We start from the raw sequence: 14,199 nt of genomic DNA, 5'->3' as shown, positions 1-14,199 counted from the left end.
CTTTTACTGTAGAAATATCTAGGCGCGTATCTTCAATGCAACGTTGCGTAAAAGAGTACCATCTCTTTCTGATGTGCATGTCATATATTTAAAAGTGTAAATTAAATTCATAATTGGGTTATTTACATACACATGCATGCATAAAAGGTGAAGATTCTACTAGGATGATGTGATACTGATTTCTAGTGTTGGAAATTTCATCTATCAGTGCATTTTACTGAGACATTCAACAAGTTTATTTAACTTCTATTTCTAATTTACCAGTATCATCAATTTTATTAATAATTACATTAGATTTTCCGCTATAACCTTTTTCTAAGTATCCGACTACAGATTCTTCAAAGGAATTACCTTTGTTATCTTTGTATGTTAAAATTATTGCATTTTCTCCTTGAATATTATTAGTATCAATATTATATTTCCAAGATTTTTTAGGTTCTATTTGTGGAATAGTTTTTATAGTATTACCAACGTAATATTTTAGTTCTAAATTATCAATGGTTTTATTAGTATTATTGTCAATAGAGATTGTATACCCACTATTAAAACTAAATTTGAAAACACTAATAACTACTATTAAGAATACGACTAATACGATAATTATAATATTATTCTTTTTACTCATAAATCCCTCCTACTTACCACATCATATTAAATTATATCATAAAGAATTCCAATGTTATTATGACTTATTCTGCCTATACATATTGCTTTTAATATTATATTTATTATTCCTATTATCGTGAAAAGCAAGAATGGAACAACTATTAATTACTATTCTGTGAAATAACATTTAAAATATGAGTATAATCATATGGATGTCATATGAAAATAAGGCAAAAATTTAAGAATAGAAATTAAAGCACATATATTGTATAATTATTTATTTAATAGAATATTTGACTGTTTGAGATACAATGGTTAAAATTTAATAAGGTATGATAGAATAACTATATTATAGAAAAAAGAATGCCAGCAGGAAAATAGGAGGCATTTTTATCTTACGTTTTAATTCTCGTTTGCCACTAAGGAGGAAAATATGAGGAGAATAGAATTACTAGCTCCAGCAGGCAGCATGGAAAGTTTAATTGCAGCTATAAATAATGGAGCTGATGCAATATATCTTGGAGGAAATAAGTTTTCAGCTAGAGCTTATGCCTCGAATTTTGATAATGAAACTATGATGAAAGCTGTAGACTATGCTCATAGTTATAATGTAAAAGTGTATGTTACTATGAATACGCTTCTAAAACAGAGTGAACTTAAATATGCTTTAAAATATGTAGGCTATCTTTATGAAATAGGAGTAGATGCATTAATAATTCAGGATCTTGGATTAGTTAGTTTAATTAGAGATGTATATCCTAAATTTGAACTTCACGCATCAACACAGATGACAATTCATAATGCAGAGGGTGCCTTATATTTTAGAGAAAAGGGGCTTGAAAGAATTGTTTTATCAAGGGAGCTTTCTTTAGATGAAATTAAATACATTTCAAAGGATTTAGGCATTGAGACGGAGATATTTGTTCATGGTGCTTTATGTGTATGTTATTCAGGCCAATGTTTAATGAGTTCAATGATTGGTGGAAGAAGCGGAAACAGAGGAAGATGTGCGCAGCCTTGCAGGATGCAATATACTTTAATAGGTGAAACTTCAGGTGAAAGAAAAGGATATTTATTAAGCCCTAAAGATACTTGTCTAATTGAAGATATTGAACCGATTATTAAAAGTGGAACTGCTTCTTTAAAGGTTGAAGGAAGAATGAAAAAGCCTGAATACGTAGCTGGTGTTACAAGAAATTATAGAAAATCTATTGATAAGGTATTAGTAAATACAAAATTTGATTTACAAAAGGGAAGAAATGAATTAGCACAATTATTTAATAGAGAAGGTTTTGCTAAGGCGTACCTTTATAAGAATACTGGAAAAGATATGATGAGCTATAATTACCCTAAAAACACTGGAGTATTTATAGGGCAGGTTTTAAGTAGCGGAGAAATAAAATTGGAAGCAGATGTTGCTTTAGGTGACGGAATAAGATTTGCTGACGATGGATTTACTTTAAGCAAAATCTTAAAGAATAATAACGAAGTTAAGGAAGCTTTTAAGGGAGAGACTGTGAAGTTATTTCCTACTGGAGGATATAAAAAGGGATATAGATTATTTAAGATGTCCGACAAAAAGCTTTATGATGAGTTAAATGAAGATTTAAAACCATATAAGAAGAAAATAGGTTTAGTAGGTGAAGTAGAGTTTAAGGCTAATGCTCCACTTTGTATAAAAACTAAATTTAATAAAAAAGAATTTAAAGTTTATGGAGAAGTAGTAGAAGAAGCTACTAATAAGCCGCTAACAAGGGAAAGAGTGGAAGAATCCTTAAAGAAATCAGGAGAAATTCCATATAAATTCGATAAAATAGTTTTTGATACATTTGATGATGGATTTATAAGAATAGCGTCAATAAATAATCTACGAAGAGAACTATTTGAGAAGATATTAAAAGAAGGAGTAAGCTCATATAGAAGAAAAAGAGATGAAGAAGCTCCTAAAGCAAAAGAACTAAAATCTCAAGAAGATTTAGGATATATTTATAGCTGTATTACAAAAGATCAGTTAAAGGCATTAAGTGAAAATAAAAATGTTAAAAATGTAGCATTAGATATATTCTTTAGCAGACAAAAAAATGCTTTGAAAAAAGAAGATTTAAAAAACTTATATGAACAAGAATCAGGAGATAAAAATATTTACTTAAAAGTTCCGAGTATCATTAAAGGTGAGTTTAATAATATTGTTAAAGTGATAGATGAGATGATACCTTATATTAAGGGGATAATTACATCTAATGCCGGAATATTAAAGCTTTATAAAGATAAACTATTTATAATAGGGGACTATAAGTTAAATATATTCAATAAAGAAGCAGCTGAATTTTATGCTGAAGATATAGATATTCCTTTTATAAGCTTAGAATTAAACAGGAAAGAAATAAAAGAAATAATGAAGAATATGAATTCTAAAATTGGAATTAATATTTATGGTAAGACTGAGCTTATGGTTAGCGAATATTGTCCTATAGGAAGCACTTTTGGAAATAAGTCTTCTAAAAAGGAGTGTAATGGGGCATGTATGAAGGATACTTTCAGGTTAAAAGATAGAATGAATGAAAGTTTTAGTCTGCTAGCGGATAATAGTTGCAGGAGTTATATATTAAATTCAATAGCAACAAATCTAATTGATGAAGTAGAAGAACTTAAATCTTTTAATATTAACAATTTTAGAATAGATTTTAAGGATGAGAGTTATGAAGAAGTTAATGAGATTTTAAATCAAATTGCTCATGGAAATAAAAATGAGAATAAACAGTATACAAAAGGTCATTACAGACGTGGAGTTGAATAAACAATTAACAGTTGTCTGTGAATGAAGAGTTTAATTTGTATGTCCAGTCCTGTAAATGGATGAAATACAAATGTAAGATCGTAAATATTAACTTTTAATTGAATTAAGGGATGTGAATAAAATGAATGAACGCTCTTTAAGAGTATTGGAGTTTTATAAAATTAAAGAGAAAATAAAGAAATATGCAAGAACCAATGCTGGAAAAGCAATGGTTGATAAACTTGAGCCATATGATAATATGTATGAAATAAATAATAAATTAGAAGAAACAGATGAGGCTCTTGAAATTTTAATAACAAAAGGAAATCCACCCCTTGAAGGACTAGCTGATATACATGAGGGAATTGAAAGAGCTAAAAAAGGTGGTACTTTATCTCCAGAACAATTATTAAAGGTTGGCGGAATGCTTAGAGCTACTAGAACTATGAAGGAATTTTTCCAAAGGGAAGAAGCTGAAAAGGCGTATCCAAGACTTGAAGATTTAGCATACATACTAGTTCCGATAAAGGCACTTGAAGCTGAAATAGAAAGAGCAATAGTTTCTGAGGATGAAATTAGTGATAAAGCCAGCCAGACTTTATATAATATAAGAAGAAGTCTTAAAGAAAAGAATTCTTCAGTTAGAGAAAAAATAGGCTCTATAGTTAGAAGTAATTCAAAGTATCTGCAGGATGATTTATATACTATGAGAGGCGATAGATACGTAATTCCTGTAAAGTCAGAATATAAAAGCCAGGTTCCAGGACTTGTCCATGACCAAAGTTCAACAGGAGCAACATTTTTTATTGAGCCTATGAGCTTAGTAAATTTAAATAATGAAATAAGAGAATTAGTTTTAAAAGAAAAAGCAGAAATAGAAAGAATACTTTCTGAACTTTCCTTGAAAGTAAAAAATAATTCTGATGAATGTTTAAGTAATTTAAAAGTACTTGTTGAGTTTGATTTTATATTTGCAAAAGGAAGATATGCATCTTCATTAAATGCAGTAAAGCCAATAGTTAGAGATGATGGAGTTTTTAGCATATTATCAGGAAGACATCCATTAATAGAATCTGACAAGGTTGTACCATCAGATGTTTATTTAGGTGAAGAATTTCAAACTTTAATGATTACAGGACCAAATACTGGAGGTAAGACTGTTACAATAAAAACAGTTGGATTACTTCATATTATGGGATTAAGTGGACTTTTAATACCCGCTAAGGATAATTCATCTATAGCTTTATTTACTGAAATATTTGCAGATATTGGTGATGAACAAAGCATTGAGCAGAGTTTATCAACATTTTCTTCTCACATGACTAATATAGTTAATATTATGAAGCATGTAGATAATAAGTCGTTAGCATTATTCGATGAACTTGGAGCAGGTACAGATCCAGCAGAAGGAGCTGCCCTTGCAGTATCAATATTAGAAACACTAAGAAATAGAGGGGCAAAATTAATTGCAACTACTCACTATAGTGAACTAAAGGCATATGCTTTAAAGACAGAAGGTGTCGAAAATGCATCTGTAGAATTTGATATAGAAACTTTAAGGCCAACATATAGATTATTAATAGGGGTACCAGGTAAATCTAATGCTTTTGAAATTTCTAAGAGATTAGGCCTTGTTGAAGGTGTAATAAAAAGAGCTAAGGAATATATGTCAGAGGAAAATCTTCAATTTGAAAATTTAATTAGAGATCTTCAGGAAAAGAGCATTATAGCTAAAAAAGAAGCAAGAGATGCTAAAATGCTTAGAGACCAAGCAGAAGACTTAAAAAGAAAATATGAAGAAAAGCTTGAAAAATTAGAGCAGACTAGAGAAAAAGCTTATATGGATGCTAGACGTGAAGCAAAAGAAATAATTTCAAATGCAAAAGACGAAGCAGATGATATTCTAAAAGCTATGAGAGAGCTTGAAAAGCTTGGAATAGAAAGTGGCGGAAGACAAAGACTTGAAGAAGAACGTAAAAAGCTTAGAGAAAGTTTAGAAGCAAAAGAAAAAGGTATCCACAAGATGAAGGAAAATGAGGGTGAATTAATTACTAAGGTTAACCTTGGAATGGAAGCATACTTACCTTCATTAAATCAAAAAGTTATTATAACATCTCTGCCAGATAATAAAGGTGAAGTTCAAGTTGAAGCTGGAATAATGAAAATAAATGTTAAGCTTAAGGATCTCCGAATGACTCAGCAGACCAAAGAAGAAAAAGTAAGAAAAAAGAGAGAGATAAAGCTTAACCTAAGCAGTGTAGAGTCAAGAGTAGATTTAAGAGGCATGGATGCTGAAGAAGCATGCTACAAAGCAGATAAATACTTAGATGATGCCTATAGAGGTAATTTAGGTGAAGTAACTATAGTTCATGGTAAAGGTACAGGAGTACTTAGAAAAGCAATAAATGATATGCTTAAGAGACATCCCCATGTAAAATCATATAGATTAGGTACTTATGGTGAAGGTGGAGATGGAGTTACGATGGTTGAACTTAAAGGATAAATTATAGACTTTGATATTAGCATTAAATTGTAGTAAGATTTTGTTAAGGTAATAAAAATGTGCAGTTTACGATGAATAAATTCATTTAAAATAGATTTGCGTTGTTAATTGTGTGTAGAATAGAGGTGATCATATGTACATAATAAGTGCATGCTTGTGTGGAGTTAATTGTAAATATAGCGGGAAAAATAATCTGAATGATAGATGCATGAAATTGTTTAGAGAAGGAAAAGCTGTTTTAGTATGTCCAGAGCAGTTAGGGGGATTACCAACACCAAGAAATCCAGTTGAACTAAATAATACAGCAAGTGAAGTTATTAATGGAAATGGTAAGGCCATAAGCAATCAAGGAGAAGATGTAACTAAACAATTCTTAGATGGAGCTTATGAAACATTAAAAATTGCTAGAGAGCTTGGTGCAACCAGAGCAATATTAAAAGAAGGAAGCCCTTCGTGTGGATCTAATTTTGTGTATGATGGTACTTTTACAGGAAATAAAATTAAAGGTAAAGGGATAACAGCACAATTGTTAGAAGATGAAGGAATGCTTGTATTCTCAGATGAAGATTTAGAGGTAAGTAATGATAAGCTAGTATATCTTAGTGAGTTCGATAGAGAAAAGGCTAAAAAGAGAAAGTTATTTGAACAAGGGGAAGAGGAATACGAAGAAGAGTATTACGATTTAACTGAGAATCTAACTGATATGTCGGATCTTCCTCCAACTGTTGAAGAGAATGTTAAAAAACTTATGATTTCTCTAGCTCGAGATCTAATGGGATTTGAAGAAACGGATGAAATTGCAGAAGCAACAGGACTAAGCATCGAAGAAGTAGAAGAAATATTAGATGAGGAATAAGTGTATGCAAACCGAAATCAGATACATGTTTGTTTCGCAAGTCTATGAAAATGTCGCTGGAAAGTTCTAAATGTCAGGTTGCATCCACTTAAGCATGTTCCCAATATTCATTGTGACAGGCTTAAGCGGAACAACCTGCCGTTAATAACTTTCAACAGCTTATTTTCAAATGATTGCTGCACAAAAATGTATCTGATTTCTGGTATATGTATGCACTTAATCATTATCGGTAATAAAAAATTATTAGTGAAAAGTTAAGAAAAAAGCCTAAAGGGTTTAAAGAAATATATTTATAAAAAATACTTAGAGATTTTATTCTTAGCTTTTCACTTACAACTTGTAACTTTTCATTAAATAATAGTACATCTTTGAATTTTATCTTTGATGTGCTTAAATTTTATATAAAGGGAGTATTTAAATTGAGTAAAGAACTAGGTATACAAGAGAGAGAAATTATAATAAAAGAACTATTCTTAAAGATATTTCAAGAAAAGGGAGTATCAATAGAAGAACTAAAAGAAGCTATATGCCAATCTTATATTGATGAAGGATTTGAGTGTAAAACCTTTGATGATATACCGATTAAGGAAATGGAAACTGCAATTCTTGATTGCTATGAAGCTGGTGGACTGGCTTTTGAAAATATTGATGAGGTAATTGAACATAACTTGAAAGAAGAATAATTGATACCTTAAGATTACAAGCTACCCACAAATGGTTGATGATAAGCAATTTATAAATTTGAAATGTAAATATATGATGAAGTTTATATAATATATTAATAAATAATTTAAAGCCTCTTGCAAGGCTTTATTTTTTTAGGAGATAAACTAACATAATCATAATAATAACGTCAAGTTATGAAGATAATAAATATACTAAAATAAATGTGGTATTTAGGTGATTGAGATGAAGAGAACGTTATATGATTATAAAGATAAAATTATGAAGCTGCCTTTCAAAGATAAATATAGTAAAGAGGAAATTTTGATTAGTGATTTATTGATTGAAAAAGATGGTGATATTGAAATATATTACTCACCTCACAATGAGTATATTAATTCTACGGCAAGGGTGTTTATAGTCGGCATTACTCCTGGGTTTCAGCAGATGAGTACAGCTATTTCTGTTGCTAGGTGTGAATTGGAAAGTTCTGATGATATTGAAAAAATTCAATATAAGTGTAAGCAGGCAGCACGCTTTAGTGGAAGTCTTAGAAATAATTTAATTAGTATGCTTGATGATGTGGAACTTAATAAGCATTTAAGGATAGATAGTTGCAGTGAGTTATTTGAAGACAAGGATTATTTGTTACATACTGTTTCTTTAATACCTTATTCTGTATTTGTAAAAGGACAAAATTATTCAGGACACACTCCAAAGCTCATAAGAAGTGAGTTTTTAATGAAGTATATTTATGAAAATTTTGTTGATGAACTGAAAGAATTAGATAATGCTAGTAATATATTAATAGTACCCCTTGGAAAATCGGTAGAGGAAGTTTTATTTATGTTATGTGAAAGTGATATTGTAAGAGAAAATCAGATTTTAAAGGGATTTCCGCATCCATCTGGAGCTAATGTAAATAGGGTTGTTCAGCTAGAAGAGAATAGAAAAAATATGACTCAAATTGTAGCTGATAATATTAAAGAAAATTTAGGATAATTAATGGTAAACCGTACCATAAATGACGTAGGTTTTCTCTAAAGTCATGGATATGAATGGGTTTAAGAGAATTAATAGTATTCTAAGCCGTATCATATCCCTAATCATTAGAAATCACTTTTGCTTGATTGGCTCTAATAAGTTTAAAGAATATTCATTTCCACAGCCTTCCAAGTTGTCATTTCGGATATGTTCTTCAAGGCATAACCTAGAACAATCAGATACTATGAAGAACTTGGATTATTAGGAAATAAAGATAATAGAGTGTTAGGACAACTTCGAGTGTTTGAAAACGAAGATATTACGCGTTTAAAAAAGATTCAGCTACTTAAAGACTTAGGACTTACTTTAGATGAGATTGGTCAAGTTACAGATTTTTATTTTATAGACAGACGGCTTTTAGATGGAAAACGTCAGGTGATACAATTTCTAAAGAGTCATATTGCAAGAGCTGAAGAGAAAATAAATGAGATAAATACGTTTAAAATGGAATGTCAGAAAAATATTTGTAGGATAGAAGCAATAATTAAATTTTCTAATTCCATTGGAAGATATTACATTAGATGCTACACCCGTAGTCGCAACAATGCTGTATATATGATGTTTTGCTTTTGTGGTGGTGCATTAGGTTCATGGTTAGGAACATTTTCTGAGGAATATTTGGATGGATTGGAGCATGTGGTGTTGGAATAATTTTTCAGATAATCGCGGTAACAATTCATATTTTGGCTATAAAACTCAGATAAGATCATATATAGAATTGATTTGCACAAATATATGTATGCTTTCTTTTGGATCTCAAAGAAAGCATACATTAAGCTATATTTTTAACTTTATATTAACTTAACAGTTAAATTATTCAATTTTTCTTTAATATCATCGGTAATGTTTGAATCGGTAATTATAGCATCGAATTCATCTATATTAGCAAATCGATAGGGGCTATCTAAATTAAACTTTTCTGTTTCAACAAGCAAAAAGACTTCTTTACTATTAGAAACTATAAGTTCTTTTATGTTACCATCTTCTAACATAACAGTACCTACGCTATTAGTGATTAAATTCACGCCTGAACTTCCTAAAAAACCTTTGTTAAAAGTATATTTGGATATACTCTTAATTGCTTCCGATCCTAGAACGCCTCCGTCTCTTTTATCATATACACCGCCTATACATATTAATATAACAGTTTCATTGTCATTGAAAAGTGGTGGAATTATGGACATATTAGTTACCAGAGTTATCTTCTTTGTACTATTAGCTATTAGTTTAGCTAGAAAAAAATTTATACTTGAGGACTCTAAAAAAATCACATCTCCATCATCTATAAGATCAAAAGCTTTCTTGGAGATTAACTCCTTGCTACTTAAGTTAACTGTCATTCTAGTATTTATAGAGCTGGACTTAGAAATCTTTCTATTTAGCATAGCTCCGCCATAGGTCCTTTGAAGAACCCCTTCTTTCTCTAACCTTTGTAAATCCTTTCTTATCATGCCTTCTGAAACATTAAATTGTTCACTTAGTTCTTTTACTTTTACTCTACCATTTTTATTAAGTATATTTAAAATATGTTCTAGTCTTTCTTCAGTAAACATTTAGGCACCTCACCAATCATTATCGTTTAGTATTGTTATTGATTAATATTATAACATTATTCTTTAATTTTATAAAATATCTTGAATCGAGGTTAAAAACGTTATATAATGATAATGAAAGTTATCAAATGATAAAAAGTGATAATAAATAAACTTAGCCGATGAAGTATTTTTAAATAAGTTATAATTTAGCGTTATAGGGTAATGCCTAGCGTAATATTTTATATGTTTAGGCATCTTTAAAAAATAGTTGTAATAAGCCGTTTTTTAAGATGCCTAATTAATAAATAATCTAAAGAGAGAATTGTAGGAGGAAAAATATGTACAAGCTATTAGCGGTTGATATGGATGGAACATTACTGAATAGTAATAGAACTATTTCAAAGAGAAATAAAGAAGCAATTAAAAAAGCTATGGAAAAAGGTGTTAGGGTTGTTATAACCTCTGGAAGAGGTCTAAAAGGTTTGGATAATTTTTTAGATGAAGTTAAGCTACGAGGAGAAAATCAGTACTTAATTGCAAATAATGGGGGAACCATATATAGAACTAATGATTTTGAATGTATAGCTTATAAAGGATTAAACGGTAGAGACTTAGTAAAAGCGCATGCCTTAAGTAAAAAGATTGGACTTAATATGATTGCATATACTCATAATGGTGCTATTTCAGCAGAGGAAAATGAATTCACGAAGTTTGAAAAAGAATATGTTGGAAACACTGTAAAAATTCTTGATTTTAACTCAGATATTGAAGAAGAAGATGAGATTACAAAGATACTATTTTCTCAGACTGAGGAAGTACTTTCAAAAAAAATCCTTGAAATACCTGAAGAATTTTATAGTGAATATAATGTGGTACAAACCATGCCAATAGTTCTAGAAGTTATGAATAAAGAATGTAATAAAGGCTATGGCGTGAATGTTTTAGCAGAAAAATTAGGGATTAAAAAAGAAGAAATAATATGCATTGGGGACCAAGCAAATGATATTGAAATGATAACTTATGCCGGTCTTGGAATTGCAATGGGAAATGCTATTGATGAACTTAAAGATATAGCTAAGTATGTAACATCAGATAATGATAATGATGGAGTGGCAAGAGCTATTGAAAAGTTTATATTGTAGTTAAGAATATATGTTAGGCTCTAACCTTGAAATAAAAAAGTCAAAATGACAAGTACATTAGTTTAATACAATATGAAGTTAAGTCGTAACATTTGACTTTAAAATGATTTTCTTAGAAATTGGAGAGAATTTGAAGTAAAGAGGAATCATGCAGATTATAATAATTCTGTTGATTTAGATCATGTTCAATTTATAAATGTAAATATTATATCAATGGGGTGATTCTATGAATTTATTAAATTATAATATTCAGTATTTCATGGCAAGTATAATAATTACTTATATTCCTTTTCACTTGTTGGAGGAAGCATTGGGTGATTTTCCTACCTGGATGAAGGAACATGAGTGGATTCCAGAAAAAATGACTTATGGACATTGGATGGCAAACAACTTATTTTTCTATTTGCCATTTCTATTAATAGGATTTTTTAGTTTTCATTTTGCAGGAAATAAGTTATTATTTCTGGGTGTAGGAATAATAGTTTGGGGGCTTATAAATTGTTTTGATCATGTAATATATACAATTAGAGATCGAAGAATATCACCTGGATTATTTACAGGATTAATATTTGGTGTAATATCAGTATTAGCATTCTTTAAAATATATATCAGAAATATGATGACAATGGATATATTAGCATTATCGATTATAACAGGATTAATATACTCATTTTTACCGAGTGTATTTAGTGTTATATTTCATAAAGTATTCAATAAAATTTTTGTGTAATTATAATGTGTAAGTAGCAGAATCTGTTTATCTAAATATAAGAAATCAATAATTGTATTTCACATTTCTCTTAAATAAGGAATCAATAAAATTAAAAAAATTCACGGATTATGACTTGATGACCTCATTTTTTATTATATATATGTTGGAAAGTAGACGTCAGTAGATATAGTGCTTGAATTGTAAATGCAGTTTAGGATAATTAAGGGTGAACCGTACCATAAATGACGTGACTTTTACTTAATCCGTTGATATCACTGGCTTTCTGTTATTAATAATAAGAAATGCTTAGTACTTTGGACACTAAGCGTTAAATATCAGCACCCATTAATATAAATGCAAAGCTTTCTATCGCTTTCATCTATATTAACGTATGTATTCCCAAAATATCTCTCATATATTATTAAAACATCTATAAATTAATCTACATTTAGCATTCCGTGGCACTTATTGCAAGGAAAATCATTCTTCATACAAATATCAATATTACAGGTAGATGTTTTTTTGATATATCCAACACCCCACTCCATAATTTGAGACATCACAGGAATGAAACTTACTCCAATTTCTGTTAATGAGTATTCAACTTTTGGTGGCACTTCTCCATACACCTTTCTGTGTATGAGTCTATCACGTTCAAGTTCCTTTAGTTGTTGTGCAAGAACACCATGTGAAATTGATGGTATAAGTTTTTCAAGTTCATTGAAACGCCTTATCTTATTATGAAGAATCCATAGAATTGTAAGTTTCCATTTCCCCATAAGTACATTTTGTGTAATTGTAACAGGACATATATGAGAATTATTGTCCATATAAATCGCCTCTTTTCATAATAGTCTGTTTTACATGACTATGTAATATAAATATGCGTACTTGTAATAAATAATCGATGATACTATTATTATACCTATAATAAATTAAAAGAGGTATATAAGAATGAAGGAAGTAATTAAACTTTTAAAAGAAAATGTAAATGGATATCTTGCGACAGTAGATGAGGGAAAGCCAAGAGTAAGACCCTTTGGTTTTATGTTAGAGGACGAAGGTAAACTATATTTTTGTACAAATAGTATGAAAGAAGTATACAGACAAATGATAGTTACTCCATATGTAGAGTATTCAGTTACTACAAAAGATATGGTAACAGTAAGGGTACGAGGGGAAATAAAATTTTGTGAGGATATAGGTATTAAATCAAAAGTGCTTAATGTCTATGAACCCGTAAGAATAGGATATAAATCGCCAGATAATCCTATTTTTAAGGTATTCTATATTGAACATGGTATCGCAACAATTTCAGATTTTTCAGGAATGCCACCTAAAAAGATAGAATTTTAGTTTATATAATAATTTTTTCACCGTGAAAATATCCAAAGAAATATAAGGAAACGAAGCCATGTAAAAGGCTTCTTAAAGTCAACCGATGAAAAAGCAGCTTGAATGATTTTTTTATTGGTAAATTCTGCTTTTGCATAAGTATATAACTCATTGTAATTCCATTTCTTAAGAATAATTTAACATTATAAAATATAATTATTAACCATATTTATACCTTGTAAACTATAAAATATAGTTTAATATTATTTTAAAAAGTATGAAATGTTTTTTATTAATATTTATTATGAAGTCAAATAAGGTGAAGAATGTATTATGGGTAGAACTTCGTTTATTAGGGCTAACATTAGACTTTATATGGTTAAAATAAATACAAGGAGTGATTTAAATGAAAATTAAATGGTTTGGGCAGTCATGATCATATTGATCATAATTATATAAATGCGGTAAAGTGCAATTTTGTACACTTAAACGAAACTGGTAGTTTTTCAGAACATGGCATAGAGATAAAACGTGTGAGAACATTTCATGATAAAGTCTCAGGAGCCAAGAAGGGGAAAAATATTATATATAACTTCATAATTGATGGAATAAATGTTTGTCACTGCGGTGATTTAGGACATATTTTGGATTTCAATCTTGTGGAGGAAATAGGTTATGTAGACATACTGCTTATTCCTGTAGGTGGGGAATTTACAATAGATGCCTTCGATGCAGTTGATGTAGTTAAGCAGTTAAATCCAATAGTAATTATACCTATGCACTACAGAATAAAAGCATTAGGGATAATCGGTCTCGCATTTGCCAAGATTGATAAATTCATATCGGCGTCAGGGTTATTATCATCAAAGGAGTATAAAGAACTTGAATTAAACAGTGGAAATATTAAAAATTATTCAGGAGTTGCTGTACTTAAATATGATTAAGAGTAACCTTTTAGTAATACATAAAATTTGAACACTAATAATAGGAAATGATTTATGTTGACAATTATATAAACTATATATAC

The 14,199-nt window shown here is 29.6% G+C and carries 13 protein-coding genes; 10 read left to right on the top strand and 3 right to left on the bottom strand.

Features of this window, described 5'->3' with window-relative positions; genetic code table 11:
- Positions 1-235 precede the first annotated feature (235 nt).
- Positions 236-625, bottom strand: a complete 390-nt coding sequence (locus CLCHR_RS07265) for a hypothetical protein (protein WP_079439034.1) — start codon at positions 623-625, stop codon at positions 236-238.
- A gap of 414 nt (positions 626-1,039) precedes the next feature.
- Between CLCHR_RS07265 and CLCHR_RS07260 the strand changes: the two genes are divergently transcribed.
- The 6 genes from CLCHR_RS07260 to CLCHR_RS25155 all read left to right on the top strand — a co-directional run bounded on the left by CLCHR_RS07260 (position 1,040) and on the right by CLCHR_RS25155 (position 9,099).
- The gene (locus CLCHR_RS07260; protein ID WP_079439033.1) at positions 1,040-3,403 is read left to right on the top strand and encodes a U32 family peptidase; all 2,364 of its coding nucleotides are present in this window, start codon (positions 1,040-1,042) and stop codon (positions 3,401-3,403) included.
- 121 nt (positions 3,404-3,524) lie between these two features.
- A complete protein-coding gene (locus CLCHR_RS07255; RefSeq protein ID WP_079439032.1) occupies positions 3,525-5,885 on the top strand; it encodes an endonuclease MutS2 in 2,361 nt (786 codons plus the stop codon).
- Positions 5,886-6,018: 133 nt separating this feature from the next.
- Entirely contained in the window at positions 6,019-6,741 is a 723-nt protein-coding gene (locus CLCHR_RS07250) for a 2-thiouracil desulfurase family protein (protein ID WP_079439031.1), read from the top strand.
- A gap of 419 nt (positions 6,742-7,160) precedes the next feature.
- Positions 7,161-7,424, top strand: coding sequence for a hypothetical protein (locus CLCHR_RS07245; RefSeq protein ID WP_079439030.1), 264 nt, complete (start codon positions 7,161-7,163; stop codon positions 7,422-7,424).
- Positions 7,425-7,650: 226 nt separating this feature from the next.
- Positions 7,651-8,406: a hypothetical protein gene (locus tag CLCHR_RS07240; protein ID WP_079439029.1), complete on the top strand. Its 756-nt coding sequence runs from the start codon at positions 7,651-7,653 to the stop codon at positions 8,404-8,406.
- Between the two features lie 264 nt (positions 8,407-8,670).
- Positions 8,671-9,099, top strand: a complete 429-nt coding sequence (locus CLCHR_RS25155; protein ID WP_242966001.1) for a helix-turn-helix domain-containing protein — start codon at positions 8,671-8,673, stop codon at positions 9,097-9,099.
- A gap of 140 nt (positions 9,100-9,239) precedes the next feature.
- Here CLCHR_RS25155 and CLCHR_RS07230 read toward each other — a convergent pair whose 3' ends face one another.
- Complete coding sequence (locus CLCHR_RS07230) at positions 9,240-10,001, bottom strand: DeoR/GlpR family DNA-binding transcription regulator (RefSeq protein ID WP_079439028.1); 762 nt, start codon at positions 9,999-10,001, stop codon at positions 9,240-9,242.
- Positions 10,002-10,321: 320 nt separating this feature from the next.
- On the opposite strand from CLCHR_RS07230, the gene CLCHR_RS07225 reads away from it, so the two are divergent.
- Positions 10,322-11,125 carry a Cof-type HAD-IIB family hydrolase gene (locus CLCHR_RS07225; RefSeq protein WP_079439027.1) on the top strand — a complete coding sequence of 268 codons (804 nt, stop codon included), beginning with the start codon at positions 10,322-10,324 and terminating at the stop codon, positions 11,123-11,125.
- Between the two features lie 226 nt (positions 11,126-11,351).
- Positions 11,352-11,855, top strand: coding sequence for an HXXEE domain-containing protein (locus CLCHR_RS07220; RefSeq protein ID WP_079439026.1), 504 nt, complete (start codon positions 11,352-11,354; stop codon positions 11,853-11,855).
- 419 nt (positions 11,856-12,274) lie between these two features.
- On the opposite strand, the gene CLCHR_RS07215 is transcribed toward CLCHR_RS07220, so the two are convergent.
- Positions 12,275-12,667 carry a winged helix-turn-helix transcriptional regulator gene (locus tag CLCHR_RS07215; protein ID WP_079439025.1) on the bottom strand — a complete coding sequence of 131 codons (393 nt, stop codon included), beginning with the start codon at positions 12,665-12,667 and terminating at the stop codon, positions 12,275-12,277.
- Between the two features lie 124 nt (positions 12,668-12,791).
- Here CLCHR_RS07215 and CLCHR_RS07210 point away from each other — a divergent pair, with 124 nt between their 5' ends.
- Both CLCHR_RS07210 and CLCHR_RS07205 read left to right on the top strand, forming a co-directional pair.
- Positions 12,792-13,193 (top strand): pyridoxamine 5'-phosphate oxidase family protein, encoded by a 402-nt coding sequence (locus CLCHR_RS07210; RefSeq protein ID WP_079439024.1) that lies wholly within the window; start codon positions 12,792-12,794, stop codon positions 13,191-13,193.
- A 401-nt stretch (positions 13,194-13,594) separates the two neighbouring features.
- The gene (locus tag CLCHR_RS07205) at positions 13,595-14,116 is read left to right on the top strand and encodes an MBL fold metallo-hydrolase (RefSeq protein ID WP_079439023.1); all 522 of its coding nucleotides are present in this window, start codon (positions 13,595-13,597) and stop codon (positions 14,114-14,116) included.
- Positions 14,117-14,199 lie beyond the last annotated feature (83 nt).

This window comes from Clostridium chromiireducens, from assembly GCF_002029255.1.
Classification (GTDB): domain Bacteria; phylum Bacillota; class Clostridia; order Clostridiales; family Clostridiaceae; genus Clostridium; species Clostridium chromiireducens.
The sequence above is the reverse complement of the archived record's forward strand: the minus strand, read 5'-3'. Positions and strand labels throughout refer to the sequence as shown.

Bases quoted from the DNA above. Each gene is read 5' to 3' on its own strand.
- CLCHR_RS07230 (WP_079439028.1), bottom strand. From the start codon at position 10,001: ATGTTTACTGAAGAAAGACTAGAACATATTTTAAATATACTTAATAAA.
- CLCHR_RS07255 (WP_079439032.1), top strand. From the start codon at position 3,525: ATGAATGAACGCTCTTTAAGAGTATTGGAGTTTTATAAAATTAAAGAG.
- CLCHR_RS07240 (WP_079439029.1), top strand. From the start codon at position 7,651: ATGAAGAGAACGTTATATGATTATAAAGATAAAATTATGAAGCTGCCT.
- CLCHR_RS07250 (WP_079439031.1), top strand. From the start codon at position 6,019: ATGTACATAATAAGTGCATGCTTGTGTGGAGTTAATTGTAAATATAGC.
- CLCHR_RS07265 (WP_079439034.1), bottom strand. From the start codon at position 625: ATGAGTAAAAAGAATAATATTATAATTATCGTATTAGTCGTATTCTTA.
- CLCHR_RS07210 (WP_079439024.1), top strand. From the start codon at position 12,792: ATGAAGGAAGTAATTAAACTTTTAAAAGAAAATGTAAATGGATATCTT.
- CLCHR_RS07225 (WP_079439027.1), top strand. From the start codon at position 10,322: ATGTACAAGCTATTAGCGGTTGATATGGATGGAACATTACTGAATAGT.
- CLCHR_RS07260 (WP_079439033.1), top strand. From the start codon at position 1,040: ATGAGGAGAATAGAATTACTAGCTCCAGCAGGCAGCATGGAAAGTTTA.
- CLCHR_RS07215 (WP_079439025.1), bottom strand. From the start codon at position 12,667: ATGGACAATAATTCTCATATATGTCCTGTTACAATTACACAAAATGTA.
- CLCHR_RS07220 (WP_079439026.1), top strand. From the start codon at position 11,352: ATGAATTTATTAAATTATAATATTCAGTATTTCATGGCAAGTATAATA.